The sequence below is a fragment of the Streptomyces sp. NBC_00775 genome (genome assembly GCF_036347135.1).
GTDB classification, from domain to species: Bacteria; Actinomycetota; Actinomycetes; order Streptomycetales; family Streptomycetaceae; genus Streptomyces; species Streptomyces lutosisoli.
The window spans coordinates 3,861,295-3,883,581 of record NZ_CP108938.1 but is presented as its reverse complement, the minus strand read 5'-3'; the positions used below and the strand labels follow the sequence as shown (position 1 = coordinate 3,883,581).

Genomic DNA, 22,287 nt, shown 5'->3' with positions numbered 1-22,287 from the left:
CGCACACAGGGTGAGAGTCACGGCTGGCTGTAGCCGTCCAGGAAGTTCCCGATCCGGGTCACCGCGTCGGTCAGATCCCCGACCGTCGGCAGCGTGACGACCCGGAAGTGGTCCGCCTCGGGCCAGTTGAAGCCCGTCCCCTGGACGACCATGATCTTCTCGCGGCGCAGCAGGTCGAGGACCATCCGCCGGTCGTCCTTGATCTTGAAGACCTTCGGGTCCAGGCGCGGGAAGAGGTACAGCGCCCCCTTCGGCTTCACACAGCTCACGCCCGGGATCTGCGTCAGCAGCTCGTAGGCGACATCCCGCTGCTCCTTCAGCCGCCCGCCCGGCAGCACCAGGTCGTTGATCGTCTGGCGCCCGCTGAGCGCGGCGACCACCCCGTGCTGGCCCGGCATGTTCGCGCACAGCCGCATGTTCGCGAGGATCGTCAGGCCCTCGATATAGGAGTCCGCGTGCGCGCGCGGGCCGGAGATCGCCATCCAGCCGACCCGGTAGCCCGCCACGCGGTACGCCTTCGACATGCCGTTGAAGGTGAGGGTGAGCAGGTCGGGGGCGATCGAGGCGGTCGACGTGTGGGTGGCGCCGTCGTAAAGGATCTTGTCGTAGATCTCGTCGGAGCAGACCAGCAGGTTGTGGCGGCGGGCGATGTCGGTCAGCCCGCGCAGCATGGCGTCGTCGTACACCGCACCCGTCGGATTGTTCGGGTTGATGATCACGATGGCCTTGGTGCGGTCGGTGACCTTCCGCTCCACGTCCGCGAGGTCGGGCATCCAGTCGGACTGCTCGTCGCAGCGGTAGTGGACGGCCGTACCGCCGGAGAGCGACACGGCGGCGGTCCACAGCGGATAGTCCGGCGACGGTACGAGCACCTCGTCGCCGTCGTCCAGCAGGCCCTGCATCGCCATGACGATGAGCTCGGAGACGCCGTTGCCGACGAAGACGTGCTCGACGTCCGTCTCGATGCCGAGGGTCTGGTTGTGCATGACCACCGCCCGGCGGGCCGCGAGCAGGCCCTTCGCGTCGCCGTAGCCGTGCGCCGACGAGACGTTGCGGAGGATGTCCTCAAGGATCTCGGGCGGGCACTCGAAACCGAAGGCGGCCGGGTTGCCCGTGTTGAGCTTGAGGATGCGGTGTCCGGCCGCCTCAAGGCGCATCGCCTCCTCAAGAACCGGACCCCGGATCTCGTAGCAGACGTTGGCGAGCTTCGTGGACTGGATCACCTGCATGTCCGTGAGCTTACGGCCGCGTAACGCTCGGCGGGGCGTGTTTTCCACCACGTGAGACGTGCCGGTTTGGTCAGCTTTGTCTGCTCGCTACGCCGCAAGCCCTTGCGGTCTCTACAATGCGCGCCCATGTCCAGGCAGCACGGCGAACCCGACGCCCCGCCGAGGGTGTACCTCCCGCAGGGCGACGGCGAGGTGCCCCCGGCCTATGAGTCGTACCTGGACCCGGCCGAGGCGCACGGCTGGCAGAAGGGCTACGAGGACGGCGTCGAGGGTGGTGACGGCGACGACACCATCGAGCAGGAAGCCGTCCCCGGCGGGTACGAGATCCTCCCGGGCGAGCCGTCGGGCGACACCTCGGGCCGCCACGAGCGGCTGCTGCGCCGGCGCCGTGTCCGGCTGCTGCGCCGGCTCGCCGTGGCCGGCGGGGCGGCGTGCGTCGTCCTTCTCGCCGTCCTGATCTCGGGAGCGTTCGACTCCGGGTCGTCCAAGGGGTCGGGCGGTACGACCGGGCGGACGGCCTCGCCCCCGCGACTCGCCACGGGGGCCGCCGCGCCCACGGAGGGTTCCGCCTCGACCGCGGGAGTCTCCTCGGCGAGTTCGCCGACCGCGTCGCCCGGTGCGTCCGAGAGCGCGGGCGCCGATTCCGCCTCCCCGAGTGCGTCCCCGTCCGTGAGCGCCTCGACGGCCCCCGCGTCCACGGCTCCGGCGACCGCCACCGCGACCGCCACGACCGGGACCGGCCCGGGCAACTCCAACGGCCACGGCCAGGGATCCACCAAGCGACCCAAGTAGCCGCCGGATCCCCCCGACCGGGCCGATGGTCTTTCGGTTCGCCGGCCGGGCGCTCGAACAAGCCGCCCCCTAGGCCAAAAACAACTCCTTGCCCCCCAACCCCCCTCCCCTCACAATGCGCATGACAAAACAGAAGGTGACCGGAAGATCTCCTGTCACCCAAGTCGCAAGAGGGGACCCCCACATGAGAAAGCCTCTCGTTGCCGCGCTCTTCGCTCTGGTGATCGCCGGAGCGGGCGTGGCACCCGCGGTCGCGGCACCCGCGCCCGAGTCGGCGGCCGTGTCGACGTCCGCGTCGGCATCCGCGGTCAAGTCGGACACCAAGGCGGCGGCGCCGACCCTCCAGGCCGTCAACCTCGCCGGGACCGTCGCGCTCAGCAACTGCTCCGGCTCCGTCATACGCTTCCCGAACTCCCTGGACACCGCCCCGGCGCTCGTGCTCTCCAACGGTCACTGCCTGGAGACCGGCTTCCCGGACCCCGGTGAGGTGATCGTCGGCCAGTCGTCCAGCCGTACCTTCGGCCTGCTCAACTCGGCCGGCACCCGGGTCGCCACGCTGCGCGCCAGCAAGGTCGCGTACTCGACGATGACCGACACGGACGTCACGATCTACCAGCTCACCAGCACCTACGCGACGATCAAGAGCTCGTACGGCATCAGCCCGCTGACCGTGCAGGACACGCACCCGACCGCCGGCACCGCCATCACCGTCGCCTCCGGCTACTGGAAGCGGCTGTACAGCTGCAACATCGACGGGTTCGTGTACCGCCTCAAGGAGGGCGACTGGACCTGGAAGGACTCGGTCCGCTACACCTCCGCCTGCAACACCATCGGCGGCACCTCGGGCTCGCCGGTCATCGACCAGTCCACCGGCAAGGTCGTCGCCGTCAACAACACCGGCAACGAGAACGGCGAGACCTGCACGGTGGACAACCCCTGTGAGGTGGACGAGAGCGGCAACGTCACCATCCACGAGGGCATCAACTACGCCGAGGAGACCTACCAGATCCCGGCCTGCTTCACGACCGGCAACGTGCTCAACCTGAGCGCGAGCGGGTGCACCCTGCCCAAGCCGTAACTCCTGTGCGGCGGGCGGTCACCGGGGAGTCCGGCGGACCGCCCGCCCCGCCAGTACGTCCGTCCTGCGCCCGTCCTCGATCACGAAGCGGCCGTCGATGAGGACGTGCGGGATCCCGGCCGGGAGCGTGCGCGGCGCCTCGAAGGTCGCACCCGCGGCGACCGTGGCCGGGTCGAAGAGGACCAGATCGGCGCGGTGGCCCTCGCGGACCAGGCCGCGGTCGGGCAGCCGCAGCCGGGCGGCGGGGCGGCCGGTGAGATGGGCGACGCACTCCTCCAGCGAGAGGACGCCCAACTCCCGTACGTAGTGGCCGAGATACCGCGGGAAGGTGCCGTACGCCCGCGGGTGGGGTTTGTCGCCCCGCAGGATGCCGTCGGAGCCGCCCGTGTGCACGGGGTGGCGCATGATCTGCCGGACGTTCTCCTCGTGGCCCACGTGCTGGAGGATCGTCGGGCCCAGGCCGTCCTCGATGAGCAGGCGGCGGGCGGTGACCCAGGGAGCCTCGCCGCGCAGGCCGGCGGAGTGCTGGACCGTCCTGCCGACGTAGGGCGCGAGCGCCGGGTCGCTGACGCCCGAGATCTCGATCGTGTCCCACTCGATGGGCACGCCGTGACAGCCGTCCGCGCCGACGACCTCCATGTGGTGCCGGATCCGCTCGGCCGTCGTGTCGTCCTTCAGACGGGCCAGGATCGCCTCCGGGCCGCCCTCGCTCGCCCAGCTCGGCAGCATCGCCACGAGGGTCGTGCAGCCGGGGGTGTACGGATAGGTGTCGAGGGTGATGTCCGCGCCCTCCGCCAGCGCCTTGTCCAGGAGGGTGAGCAGGTCCGGGGCCTTCCCCTTGTTCACGCCGAAGTTCATGGTGGCGTGGGCGAGGTGGAGCGGGCAGCCGGCGTCGCGGGTGAGAGCCACCATCTCCTCGTACGCCTCCAGGGCGCCCGCCCCGTACGAGCGGTGGTGCGGGCAGTAGTAGCCGCCGTGCGCGGCGACCACCCTGCACAGCTCGGTGAGTTCGGCGTCCTTGGCGTACATCCCGGGGGTGTACGTCAGCCCGGACGACATGCCGACGGCGCCCTCCCGCAGGCCGTCCGCCACCAACTGCCGCATCCGGTCCAGCTCCTGGGGCGTCGCCTCGCGGTCCTCCCAGCCGACGGCGAGCATGCGTACGGTGCCCTGGGGGATGAGATACGCGGCGTTCACGGCGATGCCCTCGCCGTCGAATCCGTGGTCGAGGCGGTCCAGGTACTCCCCGACCGACCGCCAGCTGAAGTCGATGTCATCGCCGTCACCGTTCCAGCCGGTGATCGCCCTGCGGACCTCGGCGAGCGTACGGTCGTCCACCGGTGCGTACGACAGGCCGTCCTGGCCGAGGACTTCGAGGGTCACCCCCTGCGCCGCCTTCGCGCTGTGGTCCGGGTCCCTCAGCAGCGCGAGGTCGCTGTGCGCGTGCATGTCGATGAAACCGGGGGCGAGGGCGAGACCGTCGGCGTCCAGCTCCCGGCGCGCGGTGGGGCGTTGGCAGCCCGCCGCCGCGGCCTCCTTGACGATCGAGACGATCCTGCCGCCGCCGACCACCACATCGGCGCGGTACGAGGGTGCGCCGGAACCGTCCACGACGTCCGCGTCACGGATGACGAGCTCTTCCACGCCAGGCCTCCTAGAAGAACGTGCGGATGTAGTCCACGACCGTGCCGTCCGCCTCGGCCACGGGAATCAGCTGCCACTTGTCGAAGGACGTGCACGGGTGGGAGAGGCCCATGCCGAGCCAGTCACCGACCTGGAGGTCCGCCTCCTCGGTGGTGCCGAGCCAGGCGTGCTGGTCGGAGAGGCCGGTGACGGTGACGCCGGTCGCGGGGCGTTCGGCACCCTCCCGGCGGACGACCTGGGCGAACGGCAGGTCCAGGTCGTACGCCGCGTCCCGCTTGCCCGCGTTGGCGAAGGCCTGCTCGGGGGAGGGGCGCGAGACGACCTGGGCCCAGAGCCGGAAGGCGGGGTGGAGGGCGCCCTCCTCAGGGACGCGGGTGAAGGGAGTGAGCTTGCGGTAGTGGCCGTCGTCGTGCGAGACGTACGCGCCGGAGCGCAGCAACTTCAGTACCGGGAGGGAGAGTTCGGGGATCTCCGCGAAGACATCGGCGACCGCGTCGAACCAGGCGCTGCCGCCCGCGCTGACCACGATCTCCTCCAGGCCCGTGAACCGGCCCGCCTTGTCGAAGTCCGCCGCCAGGGAGGTCAGCCGGCGCAGCCAGTCGTGGACGCGCTCGGGGGTCGCCCCCGGGACCTCGCCCTCGTAGCCCGCCACGCCGATCAGACGGAGCGTCCGCGTCGCGGCCACCGCGTCCGCGACCGCCGCGCACTCCGCCTCCGTACGGACGCCGGTGCGGGCGCCCTCACCGGCGGCGAGTTCGACGACGACGTCCACGGGGCGGGAGGTCCCGCGCAGCGCGGCGTCCATCAGCTCGACGCCGCGTACGGAGTCGACGTAACAGATGAAGCGGAAGTCCTCGTCCGCCGACAGCTCGGCGGCGATCCAGCGCAGGGCCGCCGTGTCGACGAGCTCGTTGGCGAGGAAGATCCGGTCGATCCCGAACCGCCTCGCCACGCGCACCTGGTGGGGGACCGCGAGCGTGATGCCCCAGGCGCCGTGCTCGATCTGCCTCCAGAACAGCTGCGGGGCCATCGAGGTCTTGCCGTGCGGGGCGAAGGCGAGGCCGTGGCGGGCCGCGTACGTCTCCATCAGTTCGAGGTTGTGCGTCAGACGCTCGGCGGAGAGGGCGAGAACGGGGGTGGTGAAGCCGTCCGTGAAGAGGTTGCGGCGCTGGGCGGCCAGCTCGCCGACGGTGAGGCCCTCGGCGTCCAGGGGGAGGCCCTTGAAGCGGTGGTCGACGCGGTCCGCCGTGAGAGCGGCCAGCTGTGCTGCGGCGGTGTCGGCGCCCATGGGGCCTCCTTGGTGAAGTGCGTGGCGATGAAGTGCGTGGCGATACGTGCGTTGCGATAAGTGCTTTGCGATGAGGTGCGATGCCCGCGTGTTGGCCGTACGTTGCACTGTCTGCAACGGTCATTGCGTATGTCGCTTACTGCTGTCTAACATCCCAGCCAACGCAGGGTCAACGGTGCCGTTGGCCGCGAGAGCGAGGAGCCCCAGCCATCGTGACCCCCAACTTTGTCGATGTCGGCACGCTTGATGTCGTCGCGCTCGGCGAGTCCATGGTCACGTTCCTGCCCTCCCGCCCGGGGCGCCTCGCCGACGTGCCGTCGTTCGTGCGGGGGATCGGCGGGGCGGAGTCGAACGTGGCGTGCGTGCTCGCCTCGGCCGGGCACACCGTGCGGTGGGTCGGCCGGGTCGGCGCCGACGGGTTCGGCGACCACCTCGTCGAGGCGATCGCCGCGTACGGCGTCGACACCTCCGCCGTGCGACGGGACCCGGCGCGCCCGACGGGCATCTACTTCCGCACGGCGGGCGACCGGGCGACCGACGCCCACGAGGTCGCGTACTACCGGGCCGGGTCCGCCGCCTCCGCGATGGCGGTGCAGAACGTGGACCTGGACACCGTCCGCGCGGGACGCGTGCTGCACCTGTCCGGGATCACCGCCGCGCTCTCCGACGACTGCCTCGCCCTGATGCGCGAGCTCACCGAACGCCGGCCCGGCCGCCCGCTGGTCTCCTTCGACGTCAACCACCGCCCGGGGCTGTGGCGCGACACCGCGGGACCGCAGGTGTTGCTCGACCTCGCGCGCGGCGCCGACATCGTGTTCGTCGGCGAGGACGAGGCCGAAGCGGCGTGGGAGGTCACCGGAGGCCCGGCCGCTCTCCGTGCCGCGCTGCCCGAACCCCGCGCCCTGGTCGTGAAGCAGGGGTCCCGGGGCGCCACCCTCTTCGACGGCGACACGGTCACCTTCGCCGCCGCCCTGCACACCGACGTCGTGGCCCCGGTCGGTGCCGGCGACGCCTTCGCCGCCGGGTTCCTCTCCGCCACCCTGCGGGGGCTGCCCGCCAGGGACCGGCTGCGGCACGGGCACTTGATGGCCGCCGCCGCCCTCACCGTGCCCGGTGACCTCGCCGAACCTCCCGCCCGCGACCACGCCGACCGGCTGGCCGCCCTGGACGAGGACGCGTGGGGGAGACTTCGACTCGGCCCCGGCTGGACCGAAGCCGTCACGCGGGCCGACGAGGAGGTACGTACGCCATGAGCCAGACCGTCGACCGAGCGCTGAGCATCCTGCCGCTGCTCGCCGAGGGGCCCGCCGACCTCGGGCAGGTCGCCGACCGCCTCGGCGTCCACAAGTCCACGGCGCTCCGCCTTCTGCGCACGCTCCACGAGCACGGCCTCGTCTACCGCCAGTCCGACCAGCGGTACCGCCTCGGCGCCCGCCTCTTCGCCCTCGCCCAGGAGGCCGTCGAGAACCTGGACGTCCGGGAGATCGCCCACCCCCACCTCGTACGCCTCAACGAGCAGTGCGGGCACACCGTCCACCTCGCGGTGTACGAGGAGAACGAGGTCCTCTACATCGACAAGGTGGAGAGCCGGTATCCGGTGCGGATGTACTCGCGGATCGGGAAGCCGGTCGCCATCACCGTCGCGGCGGTGGCGAAGCTGCTGCTCGCCGATCTGCCCGAGGCCGAGCGCCGCGTGCTCGCCGAGAAGCTCGACTACCCCATGTACACGGCCCGTTCGATCCCCAACGCACCCGCCTTCCTCAAGGAGCTGGCGACGGTGCGCGAACAGGGCTGGGCCACCGACCTGGGTGGCCACGAGGAGTCCATCAACTGCGTCGCCGCCCCCATCCGCGGCGCCGACGGACGCGTCGCCGCCGCCATGTCGGTCTCCGCGCCCAACGTCGTCGTCACCGCCGACGAACTCCTCACGCTGCTCCCGCTGGTGCGCCGCACGGCGGACGCCATCAGCCGCGACTACTCCGGCAAGTCCCCCGCGAAGGAAGACCCGAAGAAATGAGCACAGAAGAAATGAGCACACCATGACGGACAAGATCGCGCTCACGCCCAAGACCCACACCACGCCGCCCGCCAAGTTCTCGCACGGCGTGAAGAAGGGGAACATCCTCCAGGTCGCCGGACAGGTCGGCTTCCTGCCCGCGGAGGAGGGCAAGCCGCCGACGCCCGCCGGTCCGACGCTGCGCGAGCAGACCCTCCAGACCCTCGCCAACGTCCGGGCGATCCTCGAAGAGGGCGGCGCCACCTGGGACGACGCGATGATGATCCGCGTCTACCTCACGGACGTCGACCACTTCGCCGAGATGAACCAGCTCTACAACACCTACTTCGAGGAGCAGGGCCTCACCGCGCCCCCTGCCGCCCGCACGACGGTCTACGTCGGACTGCCGGCCGGCCTCCTCATCGAGATCGACGCGCTCGCCGTACTCGGCTGACCCGGTTGTGAGTCCGCTCGTGAACTCATGAGCTGAGGCTCGTCTCCCTCGTTCTCCCGCACTCCGTACGTCATCACGGTGCGGCGCCCTCACCTGTCATCCCTGGGGCGCCGTTCCGCGATTCCCCCTGCCCGAAAGCACATGTACTTAAGAAGAGGTCCCCCTTGAGCTCCCTTCCGCTCGCCGCACCAGCCCCCGTCGTGGAAACACCACCCCACACCGGCGGTCTGCTCCTCCTCATCGACGGCACCGCCGGGCTCCTCACGGTCGCCGCCCTCGGTATCGCCCTCCTCCTGGTCCTGATCATCAAGGCCAGACTCCAGCCGTTCGTCGCGCTGCTCGCCGTCTCCATAGCCGTCGGCCTCGCGGCCGGACTCTCGGTCACCGAACTCTTCGGCACGGTCCAGCGCTCCACCGCCGTCTCCGTCATCGAGACCGGCATGGGCGGCATCCTCGGCCATGTCGCGATCATCATCGGCCTGGGCACCATGCTCGGCGCGATCCTCGAAGTCAGCGGCGGCGCCGAGGTGTTGGCGTCCCGGCTGCTCAACCTCTTCGGTGAGAAGCGCGCCCCGCTCGCGATGGGTCTGACCGGCCTGATCTTCGGCATCCCGGTCTTCTTCGACGTCGGCATCTTCGTCCTCGCGCCGATCGTGTACGCCGCCGCCAAGCGCTCCGGCAAGTCGATCCTGCTCTACTGCCTGCCACTGCTGGCCGGCCTGTCGATGACCCACGCCTTCCTGCCGCCGCACCCGGGCCCGGTCGCCGCCGCGGGACTGCTCCACGTGCAGCTCGGCTGGGTCATCCTCATGGGCATCGTCTGCGGCATCCCCGCCGTGCTCGCCGCCTGGGTCTACGCCGCGTGGATCGGCAAGCGGATCTTCGTCGCCGTACCGCAGGACATGGTCGAGGCCGCCGCCGAGGCGAAGCTCGCCGTCATCGACGAGCAGCGCGAGGCAGGCGTCGAGCCCCGGGAGAAGCCCGTACCGCTCGGCACGGTTCTCGGCATCATCGGTACGCCGCTGGTGCTGATCCTGGCCGCCACCTTCTCCTCGATCGCCCTCGACCCCTCCACGGGCCGTTCGGTCATCGAGTTCTTCGGCAGCCCCTTCGTCGCCCTCACGATCGCGCTGCTGCTCGCGTACTACCTGCTCGGCATCCGGCGCGGCTGGTCCCGCAAGTCCCTTGAGACGGTGTCGACTTCGTCGCTCAAGCCGGTCGGCAACATCCTGCTCGTGGTCGGCGCGGGCGGCATCTTCGGTGCCGTACTGAAGGCCAGCGGTGTCGCCCAGGCCCTCTCGGACACCTTCAACGACGTCGGCCTCCCGGTGATCGTCCTCTCCTACCTGATCTCCGTGGTCCTGCGGGTCGCCCAGGGCTCGGCGACGGTCGCGATCGTCACCACGGCCGGCATCGTGGCGCCCCTGCTCGCCGAGGGCCACCACTCCCAGGCCTTCGTCGCCCTCGTCATCATGGCGATCTCGGCGGGCTCGATCTTCGCCTCGCACGTCAACGACGGCGGGTTCTGGATGGTCGCCAAGTACTTCGGCATCAGCGAGCGCGACACCCTCAAGACCTGGACCGTCCTGGAGACGGTGCTGTCGGTGGTGGGCTTCGCGGTAGCGGCGGTGCTGAGCCTCTTCGTGTAGTCACTCCGGTATCCAGCCATCCCACTGCACGGTTTTCGAACCGCAACCGGGACTGGCTGTCGCTGACACAGGATCGTCGACCATACTTCCCGCTGTGGAGCAGCGCATAGGTTCGAAGAGCCAGCCCCTGGACGCCGCCGCGGTCAACCCGGCATACATCCCCGGGCTCACGTCACCCGTGTCCGCGGAGCCGGAAGGCGCGGTGGCCGAGGGCGCCGACGTCGAGGACGCGGCAGTCGAGGACGCGGCAGTCGAGGAAGCCGTCTCCGCGGAGGTCACCTCCGAGGAGACGGCTTCCGAGCAGGAGGAGGCCGAGGACGAGACCGGGGGTGACACCGAGGCCGAAGCCGAAGCCGAAGCCGAGGCCGAGGCCGAGGCCGAAGCCGAAGCTGAAGCCGAAGCCGAGGCAGAAGCTGAAGCTGAAGCCGAACCGGAGGCCGACGCCGACGGTCCGGTCTTCGAGGCCTCCGACCGGCGCGCCTCGATCAAGGCCGACCACAGCGGCGTACACCTGCGTCTGGACGACCAGGCGGCGGAGTTCCGCTGGGAGGAGATCGGCGCCGTCGAGACGGAGTCGCCGCGCTTCGGGAAGCGGTTCACCATCACGGTGCACACGCCGGACCGCCGCTGGTACCCGATCGAGATCGAGGCCAAGTCCCGCTCCCGCTTCCAGGAGTGGGAGAACCAGCTGGACGCGGTGCTGGACGCCTACTTCGACGAAGACGCGGCAGACGTGGAAGATGAGGAAGCCGCGGAAGAGGGCGCCCCGTAAGGGGCGCGGGGAACTGCGCGCCCAGCCACAACCGGCCCGCAGTTCCCCGACTACCGATTCACCCCAGTCCTAACTGCAGTACTGGGCCGCCTTACCAATGGACCGGTACATACAGTCCGCGTTCTCCAGCAGCTGCAACACGGCATCCCGGTTCCGTGAGGTCTCCCGCTCGATGACCTCGTCGGGCGGGTAGAAGCCGCCGCCGGAGCTGGACGTCGGGTACATCTCGAAGGTGTAGTCGAAGATCTTCTGGGAGCCCCAGAGATAGTCGTCGATCGAGCCGTCGGTGATGTACAGGTCGCTGGACTGCTCGGGGGTGTACCCGTTGCTGGCGGCCATCTTCTGGCCGACGGCCTTGAACGCGGCGGCGTCGTCCGCGGTCATGCCGGTCGCGGTGTCGGCGGTGGTGTACCCGAAGGGCCACAGCACGAGCTCGCTGTAGGTGTGGAAGTCGATCCCGGCCTTGATCTGCTGTGCGCCGCCGACGACCCGGCTGCGCACGAAGTCCGCGACCACCTTCACCTCGGGCGCCGACTCGGCGGACGTGCCGCGGTAGGTCTCGGAGGACGTGGAGCCCGAGGAACCGCCGCAGCAGCCCCACTTGTAGTTCCAGTTCCGGTTGAGGTCCGTACCGACGTACGAGGAACCGGAGTTGGGCTGACGGTTCTTGCGCCACGAGCGGTACGAGCCCGTCGCGATGTCGTACTCGCCGCCGTCGGGGTTGAGATCCGGGACGATCCAGATCTCGCGGTTGTTCACCATGCTGGTGACGCGGGAGTCGGAGCCGTAGCCCGCGCCGAGTTCGCGCAGCAGGTACAGCGCCATCTCGACGGTCATGTGCTCACGGGCGTGCTGGTGGAAGGTGAGGAGGACCTCGGGCTCGGCCTCGTCGGTCGCGACGTTGTCGCTGACCTTGATGGCGACGATGTCCCGGCCCTGGTACGACTTGCCGATCACCTTCTTGCTCATGATGCTCGGGTACGCCGCGAGACGCTGGTCGATCTCCGTGTTCATCTCGGCGTAGTTGTGGTACTTCGAGTCCGCCGTCGGGAAGTCGAGGATCCGTACGTCGTCGGCGCTGCTCGCCCGGTTCGGTGCCGAGCCCAACAGCGAGACGTCATAGCCCTGTTGGCGCAGCTTCTTGATCTGGTCCGCGCGGCCGGATACGACGACGGTCTCCTCGTCGGCCTCGTCCACGGTGACCCCGGCCTGCTGGATCGCCGTACGGGTCAGGGGAGTTGTGCTCTGGTGGATCTCGTACTGCTTGATGTCGTCGGACGAGGGCGCGGGGGCCTTCACTCCGCTCGCCGTGGCGTCGGTGGCCGTGGCGGTGAGGGGAGCCGCGAGGGCGAAGGCCGCGAGGACGGCGAGAGCGGCGGTGCGCCGCCCGCTTCTGCCTTTGCCGTCAGGGCTGCCGTTGCCGCTGCCGCGTATGCGAAGTCGCATGAAGTCTCCTTGTTTCTCCAGGAATTCCGGGATCTCCGGAATGTGGGGAGTGGAGCGGGGGGTGGTTCATGGCGACGTGCCTGGTGCGGGTGTGGCGCTCATCGTGAGGCCATGGCATGAGCAGGTCAAGACACGATAAAGAGCCGATGGCGGGATCCGGCCGAAAATCGGCCGGGCGGCGGCACGCGCGCTTGTGCCGCCCTCCCCTTTACGCTTTCTTGAACCGCATGACGGAGACCACTGGGAAGTCCGGGAAGTCCGGGAAGTCAGTGTCGGGGGAGGCCATCTCCCAACCCCGCAAGTCCAGTTGGAAGTACATCGGCCCCGGCATCGTCGTCGCCGCGACCGGCGTCGGCGCCGGTGACCTCGTCGCCACCCTCATCGCGGGCAGCAACTTCGGATACACCCTGCTCTGGGCCGCCGTCATCGGCTGCGTCGTCAAGATCTCGCTGGCCGAGGCGGCGGGCCGCTGGCATCTGTCCACCGGACGCACCCTCTTCGACGGCTGGGCGAGCCTGGGCCGGTGGACGACGTACTTCTTCGTCGTCTACGTGGTCGTCTGGGGCTTTGTCTACGGCGCGGCGGCGATGTCGTCGAGCGCGCTGCCGCTCCAGGCGCTGTTCCCCGACGTCTTCCCGGCCGACTGGTCGATCAAGCCATGGGCGGTCATCTGCGGGCTGGTCGGCCTCGTCTTCGTCTGGTTCAACAAGTACGAGGTCTTCGAGAAGGTCATGACCGTGCTGGTGGGCGTGATGTTCGTGGTCACGGTCTATCTGGCGATCCGCGTCACCCCGAACCTCGGCCACGCCTTCGCGGGTCTGCTCCCCGTCCTCCCCGACGAGAAGGACGCGGTCCTCAACACGCTCGGCCTGATCGGCGGGGTCGGCGGCACCATCACCCTTGCCGCGTACGGCTATTGGGTCAACGCGAAGGGCTGGACGAACACCGGCTGGATGAAGGTGATGCGGCTCGACAACCGGGTCGCGTACGCCACCACCGGCATCTTCGTCGTCGCCATGTTCTTCGTCGGCGCGGAACTCCTCCACTCCGCGAACGTGGCGATCGCGAGCGGCGACCAGGGCCTCATCCAGCTCGGCGACATCCTGGAGGCGGAGTACGGCACGGCGACCGCCAAGTTCTTCCTGATCGGCTTCTTCGCGACGTCCTTCACCTCGCTGATCGGCGTATGGCACGGCGTGAGCCTGATGTTCGCGGACTTCGTGGAGCGCTATCGGTCGCGGGGCCGGGCCACGGGCGAGGAGGTCGCCTCGGGCGCCCGCGAGAAGTCCTGGCCCTTCCGCGCCTACCTGCTCTGGCTGACCTTCCCGCCCATCGTGCTCCTCTTCCAGGGCCAGCCGTTCCGCCTGGTCATCCTGTACGGCGTCCTGGGCGCGGCCTTCCTCCCCTTCCTCGCCCTCACCCTGATCTGGCTCCTCAACTCCTCCCGCACCCCAGGGGAATGGCGAAACGGCCTCCTGAGCAACGCCATGCTCGCCATCGCCGGACTGCTCTTCCTGGTCCTGTGCGTGAAGCAGATCTGGGACCAGCCGTGGTCGGAGTTCTTCTAGAAGCTTCCAGGAGCGCGAATGAGAGAGCCCGGGCAGCCTTCACCCCGCTCGCCGCGGATGCGAGGAGCGGGGTGAAGGTGGAGCTGTCCGATGCCCATGTCGCGCCTATGTCGTGCCTGTGCCGTATCTGCGGGCTGTGCCTACAGCGCGTGCACGTGCGGACCCACCGCGTTCGACCAGGCGTTGCCCGCCGACGCGTCCCAGTTCGTCGACCAGGTCATCGCGCCGCGCAGGGTCGGGTAGGTCTTGGACGGCTTGAAGGAGCCGCAGTTGGTGCCCTTGGCGAGGCAGTCGAGGGCGTTGTTGACGATCGTCGGGGAGACGTAGCCGCTGCCGGCGCCGCTGGTGGAGGCGGGGAGGCCGAGGCCCACCTGGGACGGGTCGAGGCCGCCCTCCAGCTGGATGCAGGCGAGGGCGGTCAGGAAGTCGACCGAGCCCTGCGAGTACACCTTGCCGTCGCAGCCGAGCATCGAACCGCTGTTGTAGTACTGCATGTTGACGACGGTGAGGATGTCCTTGATGTTCAGGGCGGTCTGGAAGTACGTGTTCGACGTGGACTGCATGTCGATGGTCTGCGGGGCCATCGTGATGACGAGGGACGACCCGGCCTTCGACGAAAGCGACCGCAGGGCCTGTGACATGTACGTCGCGTTGAGGCCGTTCTCCAGGTCGATGTCGACGCCGTCGAAGCCGTACGTCTGCATCAGGGAGTAGACGGAGTTGGCGAAGTTCGTCGCGGACGTCGAGTCGCTCACCGACACCGTGCCGTTCTGGCCGCCGATGGAGATGATGACCTTCTTGCCGGCGGCCTGCTTGGCCTTGATGTCCGCCTTGAACTGGTCGACGGTGTAGCCGCCGAGCCCGGCCGAGTCGAGGGTGAAGCTCACCGCGCCGGGTGTCGAGGTCGCGTCCGCGAAGGCCACCGCGATGATGTCGTACTGGGACTGCACGGCGGCGATCGTCTGGACCGTGGCGCCATTGTTGAAGTTCTGCCAGTAGCCGGTCACGGCGTGCGCGGGAACCGTCCCGCCGCCCCCGCCGCTGGACGCGGTCGTCGTCCCGGTGACCGCCGTCGACTTCGCCGACTCACCGGCCGAGTTGGTCGCCGTGACCTGGAAGGAGTACGAGGTGGAGGCGGTCAGACCGGTGACTGTCGCCGAAGTCCCGGTCACCGACTGGACCTTGGTGCCGCCCTGGTAGACGTTGTAGCCGGTCGCGCCCGAGACCGTGCTCCAGGAGAGCGAGACGGACGACGACGTCGTGGAGGAGACGGCCAGACCGGCCGGCGTCGCGGGGACGGTCGGGGCCGGGTCGGTGCCACCGCCGCCGTCGGGGCCGTACACCGACAGGTCGTCCGCGTAGTAGGCGGCCTGCGCGTACCAGCCGTGCGTGTACACCGTCACCGAGGTCGTCGACGCGCCCGTGGTGAAGGTGGTCGTCAGCTGCTTCCAGGAGGAGGAGTCGGGCGTCCAGGTCGACACGTCCGTCGTGCCCGTGCCCGTCACACCGAGGTAGGCGTACCCGCCCTGCACCCAGGCGCTCAGCGTGTACGTCGAGTTGGCCTTGACGGCGACGGACTGGGTGCACTGGGCGTTGTCCTGCCCGGCAGGCGTGGCCTTCAGCGCGGCCGAGCCGCCGTGCACCGGTGAGGAGACGGTCGTACCGCTGCTCGCGGAACACGTCCAGTTGCTCAGGCCCGACTCGTAGCCGCCGTTCTTGGCGTTGTTGACGTCCGCGGCCTGGGCCTGGCCCGCCAGGCCGGTGAGGGAGAGGACGGATGCGGTGACGATGGCGGCGAGGGCTCCGGCCCATCTCCGTTTGGGCATACGTGTGACGCGGTCCACTGGTCCTCCGGGAGGTGGGAGAGGTGGGGGAGGGGAGAGGAGGGGATGCGGAACGGTGGCCACCGTTGGATGTACAAGTTGGTCCAGACCAATTCAGTTGTCAAGACCTGTGGAGCCCTCAACCTCCTTCCCGGGGTGTCGAGTTGCGGCATATTCGCCTCACTCTCCGTTGATCACGCCCCCACCTTCCGTGAGTTGATCTCGGAGATTCGGTGTTGAGCGGGGCATGCCGTGGATATGGTGCTGATGCAAGAGGACGTCACAGTGACGATCTGTGGCCATCTGTGACGGTCCATGGCGAAACAGGGGCGATCTGAGGCGGTGGTTGACCACCCCGCCGCAGCGAACGGGGTGTGTGCAGCGTGCCGACCGCGATAGCCGTCACCAGTCCCGACCTGGTGCTCCCGCCGCACGACCGGCAGACCCCGCCGGCGGTCGTCCAGCCGCTCGACACCCTCGAAAGCTCCCTCACCGGGATGCACGCGCTCATCGAGCAGCACGGCTACGTCATCTCGCTCTATCCGTCCTCCGTCTCCGGTGACGTGACACGGCGGCTGCACACCATCCGCTCCGTCCTGGAGAGCGACCGCATCGCGCTGATCGGCATCGACCTCCCGCCACTCGGAGTCGCCCTGCTGGCCCAGCAGTTGCGACAGCTGTCCGTCTGCGACTTCAGCCCCGGCGTGCTCGCGTCCTCCGCCCGGCTGCTCGCCCACTACATCTACGCCGGCGCCCTGCTCGGCTCGGTCGCCAAGCTCGACCGGGTGCCGGTGTCCCTGAAGTCCCACGCCAAGTCCTGGGTGCCGGGCGCCCAGTTCGCCGTACTGGCCAATCCGCGACCCCAGCTCATCAAGGTCGGCCAGGAGGAGCTGCCCGGACCCGAGTTCGGCACCCGGCTGCTCGTCGCCGCGGGCCAGCCGCCCTCCGACTGGGTCACCGCCGAGCTCGCGCCCGCCTGGCGCGCCCAGGGCGTCGCGACCGTCCCGCTCCCGGAGGAGTCGGCCCGCTGGTGGGGCACGTCACGGATCGCCGAGTTCGCCGCCGGGCTGTACGACGTCTCCGTGCTCTACCAGCTCGTCTCGTCCGTCCGGCGGGAGGAGTGCCACTGGTGCGGCCTCGAACTCATCGGTGACCGCTGCGGGTTCTGTGCCGCGCCCCTTCCGCCACCACCGTCGTCGAACGAGCTTCCGACCACCGCCACCCGGGCAGTCTCCTCAGTACGCGCCCTGCCCCGAGGCGCCACATAAGCACACCCGCACACCAGGCACGACCGCTCGACCCCGCCGTCCCCGCCCCACGAACGAGGTTGTCCGCGTCATGAACTCACGCCAGCGCCGCGGCGTCATCCTGCTGGTCCTCTCGGCCCTGTGCGCCCTGGGCGCCTTCGCCGGAGTGCTCTCGGTGATCCGTGACGTGAACTCCAAGGTCGGCCCGGAGGTGGCGGCGTACCGTCTGAAGGGCGACATCGCGCCCTACAAGGAGCTGTCGGCCGACCAGTTCGAGAAGATCTCGATGCCCAAGCGCTGGCTGTCGTCCACCGCCGTCACCAGCCTCTCCCAGATCCGCGGCAAGATCGCGGTCACCCAGCTGGAGAAGGGCTCCCTGCTGCAGACCGACATGATCGTGGACCGGCCCGAACTGGCTGCGGGGCAGCAGGAGATCGCCATCATGATCGACGCGGCGACGGGTGTCGCGGGCAAGATCAACCCCGGTTCGCGGGTCAACATCTACGCCACCTTCAAGGCCGAGAACAACAAGGGCACCGACCAGTCGAAGGTCATCGTCGAGAACGCCCGCGTCATCGACGTCGGCAAGCTCACCGCGCTCGACCCCGGCCAGTCCAGCTCCGACCGACGCAACAGCGCCACCCAGGCCGTCCCCATCACCTTCGCGCTCGACACCGCCGACGCCCAACGCGTGGCGTACGCCGAGTCGTTCGCCGAACACGTCCGGCTCGCCCTGGTCGCGGGCGGCTCCGACACGGCCGTCGCACCCGGCGACCGTACGTACACCCTCGACGAGGACAAGTAGGAGGCCGCGCATGAGGTCCACGCCTATGGGGCGGTGCCGATGGCCGCGTACGGGGCCGACGCGTACGGGGCTGTGCCGATGACCATCCGCATCCTCCCCGCCGTCGGCGACATCGACTCGGCCCGCGCGCTCACCACCCTGCTGAGCCAGCTCGCCGACGCCGAACCGGCCCCGCCCGTCCCCGACTCGACGGCACTGCTGGACACGCTGGCGAGGCTGGCCGTCGAGTCCCTGGACGAGCTGCCCGAGGTGGTCCTGGTCCATGAACGCATAGGCCCGGTACCGGCGTTGGACCTGATCCGCGACCTGGTGATGCGCTTCCCGGCGGTCGGTGTCGTCCTCATCACCGCCGACACCAGCACCGGCGTCCTCACCGGCGCCATGGACTCCGGCGCCCGCGGCATCATCGGCCTGCCCCTGGGCTACGACGCCCTCGCCGAACGCGTCCAGGCCGCCGCCGCGTGGTCCCTCGGCATGCGCCGCCACCTCGGCAGCGGCACGCCCGAGCTGTACGCGGGCCCCGGCGGCACCGTCGTCACGGTGACCGGCGCGAAGGGGGGCGTCGGCGCGACGGTGACGGCGGTCCAACTCGCCCTGGCGGCAGGGGCGTCCGGCCGCTCGGTGGCACTGGTGGACCTCGACCTCCAGTCCGGGGACGTGGCGTCGTACCTCGACGTGCAGTTCCGCAGGTCGATCGCCGACCTCGCGGGCATCAGCGACATCAACCCCCGGGTGCTCCAGGACGCCGTCTACACCCACGACAGCGGCATCGGCCTGCTGCTGGCCCCCGGCGAGGGCGAACGCGGCGAGGAGGTCACCGACCGGGTGGCCCGCCAGGTGCTGGCCGCCCTGCGCTCCCGCCACGACGTGGTGGTCGTCGACTGCGGCTCCCAGATGAACTCCGCGACCGCCGCCGCCGTGGAGATGGCCGACCAGGCGCTGCTCCTCGTCACCCCGGATGTGGTCGCCGTCCGGGCCGCCAAACGCATGGTCCGCATGTGGGACCGCCTCCAGATCCGCAAGGCGGAGGAGACCACGACGGTCGTGAACCGCTTCGCGCGGGGTACGGAGATCCAGCCCTCCCTCGTCGAACGCGTCACCGGCACCAAGGTCGCCCGCTCCGCGGTCCCCGCCGCCTTCAAGGAACTCCAGTCCGTCGTGGACGCGGGCCGCCTCCAGGACCTCGACACCCGCTCGACGGTGAAACAGGCGCTGTGGGCGCTCGCGGGCGAGCTGGGACTCGTGGTCGCCCAGGAGGGCGGGGGCGGCGGCCGTCGTCGTAAGGCGTCGTCGGACCGGGGAGCGCTGGCGTTGCGCCGCCGGGGCGGCGACCGGGGAGCGGTGACCCTCGAATTCGCGGGCATGTTCCCGCTGCTCCTGGTCGTGATGTCGATCCTCTGGCAGTGCGTGCTGTACGGCTACACGTACTCGTTGGCCGGAAACGCGGCGGACGAGGCGGCCCGCGCGGCCACAGCGGCGTACGCCGTCGACGGCGACGTCGCGGGAGCGTGCGCGTCGGCGGGGGAGCAGCACCTGCCCGGCGCCTGGAAGGGCGCCACGATCAACTGCGGTGCCGCGGGCTCCGTGATGAAGGCCAGCGTCGAGGTGGACGTGCCGCTGTTCTTCCCGGGGTTCGACGCGGGGTGGCATGTGAGCGGGGAAGCGGGGGCGGCGCTGGAGGGGGACGGCGGATGACCCTGCCGACACTCCGCCGAAGGCGGTCCAGCCAGTCCAGCCAGTCGCACCGGTCCAGCCGGTCCCGCCGCCTGGACGACCGGGGCGTCTCCATCCTGGAGTTCGCCGGATTCCTGCCCATCCTGCTGGTCATCGGAATGGCCGCGATCCAGCTCGGCCTGGTGGGCTACGGCATCAATCAGGCGGGCTCCGGAGCGCGAGCCGCCGCACGGGTCGCCTCGCAGGGCGGCGACGGCGCGGCGGCCGGACAGGCGGCGGTGAGCGGCTGGCTCGACCCGGCCGTGTCGGCTCCCGAGGGCGCGGACGTCACCACCGCGACGGTCACCGTCACCGTCCCCTCCGTCATCCCCCTCTTCGACGCTGTGACCGTAGTCCGCCACGCCACCATGCCCACCGACGACTGACCGGGAGGAGCCGAAACCATGAGCCTGCGTTCCCGTATCGCCGCCCCCGACGAGGGGGGACCGGCCCGTGAGGACGGACACCTCGTCGCCGTCTACCGGGCCAAGCTCCTCGAAGAGATCGACCTCGCCGAGATGTCGAGCCTGGCGGCGGCCGAACGCCGCGTACGCCTGGAGCGCGTCCTCGGCCACATCATCAGCCGCGAGGGCCCGGTCCTCTCCTCCGCGGAACGCTCCCAGCTGATCCGCAGGGTCGTCGACGAAGCCCTCGGGCTCGGCGTCCTCGAACCCCTCCTCGCCGACGCGTCGATCACCGAGATCATGGTCAACGGGCCGGACTCGATCTTCGTGGAGCGGGCCGGCCGCGTGGAACAGCTCCCCCTGCGCTTCGCCTCCAACGAACAGCTCATGCAGACCATCGAACGCATCGTCTCGACGGTCAACCGCCGCGTCGACGAGTCGAACCCGATGGTCGACGCCCGCCTCCCCACCGGCGAGCGCGTCAACGTCATCATCCCGCCGCTCGCCCTCACCGGCCCGACCCTCACGATCCGCCGCTTCCCCCGCGCGTACACGCTCCCCGAGCTCATCGGTCTCGGCTCCCTCGACGAGCAGATGCTCATGCTCCTCGCGGCCTTCGTACGGGCCCGCTTCAACGTCATCGTCAGCGGCGGAACGGGCTCTGGGAAGACGACGCTCCTCAACGCCCTCTCCGGGCTCATCCCGTCCCACGAACGCATCATCACCATCGAGGACTCGGCCGAACTCCAGCTCCAGCAGGAGCACGTCATCCGTCTGGAATCCCGTCCCCCGAACGTGGAGGGCAAGGGCCAGATCACCATCCGCGACCTGGTCCGCAACTCCCTGCGCATGCGCCCCGACCGCATCATCGTCGGTGAGGTCCGCGGCGGCGAGACCCTCGACATGCTCCAGGCCATGTCGACCGGCCACGACGGCTCCCTGGCCACCGTCCACTCGAACTCCGCCGAGGACGCCCTGATGCGGCTCCAGACCCTGGGCTCGATGTCCGAGGTCCAGATCCCCTTCGAGGCACTCAAGGACCAGATCAACTCCGCGGTCGACGTCGTCGTCCAGCTCTCCCGGCACGCCGACGGCTCCCGCAAGGTCACGGAGATCGCGCTGCTCGTCTCGCACGGCCGCGAACAGTTCCGCGTCACGCCCGTCACCCGCTTCGTGCCCCGCCCCGTCGGCCCGGACCGTGTCGTCCGCGGCCACTTCGAGCACCTTCCCGTCCCACGCCAGATCGCGGAGAAGCTGTACGTCGCCAACGAGCCGCTGCCGCCCGCCTTCGGCGTCGCGGAGGCCATCGACGTACTCGACACGAGGCAGGCGATCGGATGAGGCCCCGCACCTCCGAGCCCCGCACCTCCACGCGCCCCACGTCCGAGTCCTTCACCTCCGAGTCCCTCACCTCCGAAGGGAGGCAGCCATGAACAACCCGGCCCTCCTCGCCCTGGGCGCCACCGTCCTCGGCGGCACACTCGCCGTCGCGGGCGTCCACGCGTACGCCTCGGGGCGTGCCCAGCGCCAGGCCCTCGTCGACCGCCTCTCCGGCGGCGGGCCCCTGCGCACGGCGGCCGGCCGCGTACGCCGCTTCGCGGGCATCGACCGCCGACTGCGGCGCACCCGCCTCGGCCGCACGATCCATCTGCGGCTGTCGGCGACGGGACTCGACGTGACGGCGGGGGAGTTCTTCACCTACGTCGCGGCGGTGGTCGTGGCGCTGTGGCTGATCGCGGCCGCGACGCTGGCCCCCTTCTTCGGCCCGATCGCCGGGATCCTGGGCGTCTGGAGCGCCGCCATCTTCCTCAACTGGCAGCGCCAGAAACGCATCGAGGCGTTCATCAGCCAACTCCCCGACGTGGCCCGCCTGCTGGCGAACGCGACGGCGGCCGGACTGGCGCTGCGGACGGCCCTCGCCATGGCGGCGGAGGAGCTGGAGGCCCCGGCGGGCGAGGAACTGGCTCACGTGGCCGACCAGTTGACCCTGGGCCGCACGGTGGACGACGCCCTCGCCGAACTCTCCGAACGTCTCCCGTCCCGCGAGCTGATCGTCCTCGTCACGACCCTCGTCCTGGCCAACAAGGCGGGCGGCTCGGTGGTGAGTTCCCTGCGCAATCTCACCCAGACGCTGGAAGACCGCAAGGAGACCCGCCGCGAGGTCCGCACGATGCTCTCCGAGGTGAACGCGACGGCCTTCACGGTCCCGTTCCTGGGCATCGGCTCCCTGGTGCTGATCAACTCCTCGAACGAGGGAGCCCTGGCCCGCGTCACCGGCTCCCCGCTCGGCCAGGGCCTGGTCCTGCTGGCCCTCGGCCTCTACACCGTCGGCTTCTTCGTCATCCGCCGGCTCGGCAAGATCGAAGTATGAGGGAGGGG

Annotated in this window: 19 protein-coding genes; 14 read left to right on the top strand and 5 right to left on the bottom strand. The window is 69.9% G+C overall.

From position 1 onward, the window contains the following. Positions 1-17 precede the first annotated feature (17 nt). Positions 18-1,229, bottom strand: a complete 1,212-nt coding sequence (locus tag OIC96_RS17180) for a pyridoxal phosphate-dependent aminotransferase (protein ID WP_330306988.1) — start codon at positions 1,227-1,229, stop codon at positions 18-20. A 126-nt stretch (positions 1,230-1,355) separates the two neighbouring features. Between OIC96_RS17180 and OIC96_RS17175 the strand changes: the two genes are divergently transcribed. Both OIC96_RS17175 and OIC96_RS17170 read left to right on the top strand, forming a co-directional pair. Further along, entirely contained in the window at positions 1,356-2,021 is a 666-nt protein-coding gene (locus OIC96_RS17175) for a hypothetical protein (RefSeq protein WP_330306989.1), read from the top strand. A 184-nt stretch (positions 2,022-2,205) separates the two neighbouring features. Beyond that, on the top strand, positions 2,206-3,099 hold the full coding sequence (locus tag OIC96_RS17170; RefSeq protein ID WP_330306990.1) for a S1 family peptidase: 894 nt from the start codon (positions 2,206-2,208) through the stop codon (positions 3,097-3,099). Positions 3,100-3,117: 18 nt separating this feature from the next. On the opposite strand, the gene OIC96_RS17165 is transcribed toward OIC96_RS17170, so the two are convergent. Both OIC96_RS17165 and OIC96_RS17160 read right to left on the bottom strand, forming a co-directional pair. Beyond that, a complete protein-coding gene (locus OIC96_RS17165; RefSeq protein WP_330306991.1) occupies positions 3,118-4,743 on the bottom strand; it encodes an N-acyl-D-amino-acid deacylase family protein in 1,626 nt (541 codons plus the stop codon). A 10-nt stretch (positions 4,744-4,753) separates the two neighbouring features. Beyond that, positions 4,754-6,031, bottom strand: a complete 1,278-nt coding sequence (locus OIC96_RS17160; protein ID WP_330306992.1) for an amino acid deaminase — start codon at positions 6,029-6,031, stop codon at positions 4,754-4,756. Between the two features lie 212 nt (positions 6,032-6,243). On the opposite strand from OIC96_RS17160, the gene OIC96_RS17155 reads away from it, so the two are divergent. From OIC96_RS17155 to OIC96_RS17135, 5 genes are all read left to right on the top strand, one after another. Next, on the top strand, positions 6,244-7,284 hold the full coding sequence (locus tag OIC96_RS17155) for a sugar kinase (protein WP_330306993.1): 1,041 nt from the start codon (positions 6,244-6,246) through the stop codon (positions 7,282-7,284). Beyond that, a complete protein-coding gene (locus OIC96_RS17150; protein ID WP_330306994.1) occupies positions 7,281-8,048 on the top strand; it encodes an IclR family transcriptional regulator in 768 nt (255 codons plus the stop codon). Before OIC96_RS17155 ends, OIC96_RS17150 begins: the two co-directional genes overlap by 4 nt. Before the next feature lie 22 nt (positions 8,049-8,070). Next, positions 8,071-8,481 (top strand): RidA family protein, encoded by a 411-nt coding sequence (locus tag OIC96_RS17145; RefSeq protein WP_330306995.1) that lies wholly within the window; start codon positions 8,071-8,073, stop codon positions 8,479-8,481. A 164-nt stretch (positions 8,482-8,645) separates the two neighbouring features. Then, positions 8,646-10,130: a GntP family permease gene (locus OIC96_RS17140; RefSeq protein WP_330306996.1), complete on the top strand. Its 1,485-nt coding sequence runs from the start codon at positions 8,646-8,648 to the stop codon at positions 10,128-10,130. Between the two features lie 94 nt (positions 10,131-10,224). Next, positions 10,225-10,902 (top strand): hypothetical protein, encoded by a 678-nt coding sequence (locus OIC96_RS17135; protein ID WP_330306997.1) that lies wholly within the window; start codon positions 10,225-10,227, stop codon positions 10,900-10,902. 69 nt (positions 10,903-10,971) lie between these two features. On the opposite strand, the gene OIC96_RS17130 is transcribed toward OIC96_RS17135, so the two are convergent. Further along, the gene (locus OIC96_RS17130) at positions 10,972-12,348 is read right to left on the bottom strand and encodes a M14 family metallopeptidase (protein ID WP_330306998.1); all 1,377 of its coding nucleotides are present in this window, start codon (positions 12,346-12,348) and stop codon (positions 10,972-10,974) included. Between the two features lie 227 nt (positions 12,349-12,575). Here OIC96_RS17130 and OIC96_RS17125 point away from each other — a divergent pair, with 227 nt between their 5' ends. Next, positions 12,576-13,916 carry an Nramp family divalent metal transporter gene (locus tag OIC96_RS17125; RefSeq protein ID WP_330306999.1) on the top strand — a complete coding sequence of 447 codons (1,341 nt, stop codon included), beginning with the start codon at positions 12,576-12,578 and terminating at the stop codon, positions 13,914-13,916. Positions 13,917-14,056: 140 nt separating this feature from the next. On the opposite strand, the gene OIC96_RS17120 is transcribed toward OIC96_RS17125, so the two are convergent. After that, positions 14,057-15,742, bottom strand: coding sequence for a chitinase (locus OIC96_RS17120; RefSeq protein ID WP_330307000.1), 1,686 nt, complete (start codon positions 15,740-15,742; stop codon positions 14,057-14,059). Between the two features lie 380 nt (positions 15,743-16,122). Here OIC96_RS17120 and OIC96_RS17115 point away from each other — a divergent pair, with 380 nt between their 5' ends. From OIC96_RS17115 to OIC96_RS17085, 6 genes are all read left to right on the top strand, one after another. Continuing rightward, positions 16,123-17,007 carry a hypothetical protein gene (locus OIC96_RS17115; protein ID WP_330307001.1) on the top strand — a complete coding sequence of 295 codons (885 nt, stop codon included), beginning with the start codon at positions 16,123-16,125 and terminating at the stop codon, positions 17,005-17,007. Between the two features lie 70 nt (positions 17,008-17,077). Further along, positions 17,078-17,791: a Flp pilus assembly protein CpaB gene (gene cpaB, locus OIC96_RS17110; RefSeq protein ID WP_327431330.1), complete on the top strand. Its 714-nt coding sequence runs from the start codon at positions 17,078-17,080 to the stop codon at positions 17,789-17,791. Between the two features lie 78 nt (positions 17,792-17,869). Continuing rightward, entirely contained in the window at positions 17,870-19,486 is a 1,617-nt protein-coding gene (locus OIC96_RS17100) for an AAA family ATPase (RefSeq protein ID WP_330310274.1), read from the top strand. Further along, complete coding sequence (locus OIC96_RS17095) at positions 19,483-19,890, top strand: TadE/TadG family type IV pilus assembly protein (RefSeq protein ID WP_330307002.1); 408 nt, start codon at positions 19,483-19,485, stop codon at positions 19,888-19,890. Before OIC96_RS17100 ends, OIC96_RS17095 begins: the two co-directional genes overlap by 4 nt. Before the next feature lie 18 nt (positions 19,891-19,908). Beyond that, positions 19,909-21,249 carry a CpaF family protein gene (locus OIC96_RS17090; protein ID WP_327431331.1) on the top strand — a complete coding sequence of 447 codons (1,341 nt, stop codon included), beginning with the start codon at positions 19,909-19,911 and terminating at the stop codon, positions 21,247-21,249. 88 nt (positions 21,250-21,337) lie between these two features. Beyond that, a complete protein-coding gene (locus OIC96_RS17085; protein WP_330307003.1) occupies positions 21,338-22,279 on the top strand; it encodes a type II secretion system F family protein in 942 nt (313 codons plus the stop codon). Positions 22,280-22,287: the final 8 nt, after the last annotated feature.

Excerpts from the sequence above, each read along its gene's own strand:
- OIC96_RS17175 (WP_330306989.1), top strand. The coding sequence starts at position 1,356 with ATGTCCAGGCAGCACGGCGAACCCGACGCCCCGCCGAGGGTGTACCTC.
- OIC96_RS17130 (WP_330306998.1), bottom strand. The coding sequence starts at position 12,348 with ATGCGACTTCGCATACGCGGCAGCGGCAACGGCAGCCCTGACGGCAAA.
- OIC96_RS17125 (WP_330306999.1), top strand. The coding sequence starts at position 12,576 with ATGACGGAGACCACTGGGAAGTCCGGGAAGTCCGGGAAGTCAGTGTCG.
- cpaB (WP_327431330.1), top strand. The coding sequence starts at position 17,078 with ATGAACTCACGCCAGCGCCGCGGCGTCATCCTGCTGGTCCTCTCGGCC.
- OIC96_RS17170 (WP_330306990.1), top strand. The coding sequence starts at position 2,206 with ATGAGAAAGCCTCTCGTTGCCGCGCTCTTCGCTCTGGTGATCGCCGGA.
- OIC96_RS17095 (WP_330307002.1), top strand. The coding sequence starts at position 19,483 with ATGACCCTGCCGACACTCCGCCGAAGGCGGTCCAGCCAGTCCAGCCAG.
- OIC96_RS17120 (WP_330307000.1), bottom strand. The coding sequence starts at position 15,742 with ATGCCCAAACGGAGATGGGCCGGAGCCCTCGCCGCCATCGTCACCGCA.
- OIC96_RS17180 (WP_330306988.1), bottom strand. The coding sequence starts at position 1,229 with ATGCAGGTGATCCAGTCCACGAAGCTCGCCAACGTCTGCTACGAGATC.
- OIC96_RS17150 (WP_330306994.1), top strand. The coding sequence starts at position 7,281 with ATGAGCCAGACCGTCGACCGAGCGCTGAGCATCCTGCCGCTGCTCGCC.
- OIC96_RS17160 (WP_330306992.1), bottom strand. The coding sequence starts at position 6,031 with ATGGGCGCCGACACCGCCGCAGCACAGCTGGCCGCTCTCACGGCGGAC.
- OIC96_RS17085 (WP_330307003.1), top strand. The coding sequence starts at position 21,338 with ATGAACAACCCGGCCCTCCTCGCCCTGGGCGCCACCGTCCTCGGCGGC.
- OIC96_RS17100 (WP_330310274.1), top strand. The coding sequence starts at position 17,870 with ATGACCATCCGCATCCTCCCCGCCGTCGGCGACATCGACTCGGCCCGC.
- OIC96_RS17145 (WP_330306995.1), top strand. The coding sequence starts at position 8,071 with ATGACGGACAAGATCGCGCTCACGCCCAAGACCCACACCACGCCGCCC.
- OIC96_RS17090 (WP_327431331.1), top strand. The coding sequence starts at position 19,909 with ATGAGCCTGCGTTCCCGTATCGCCGCCCCCGACGAGGGGGGACCGGCC.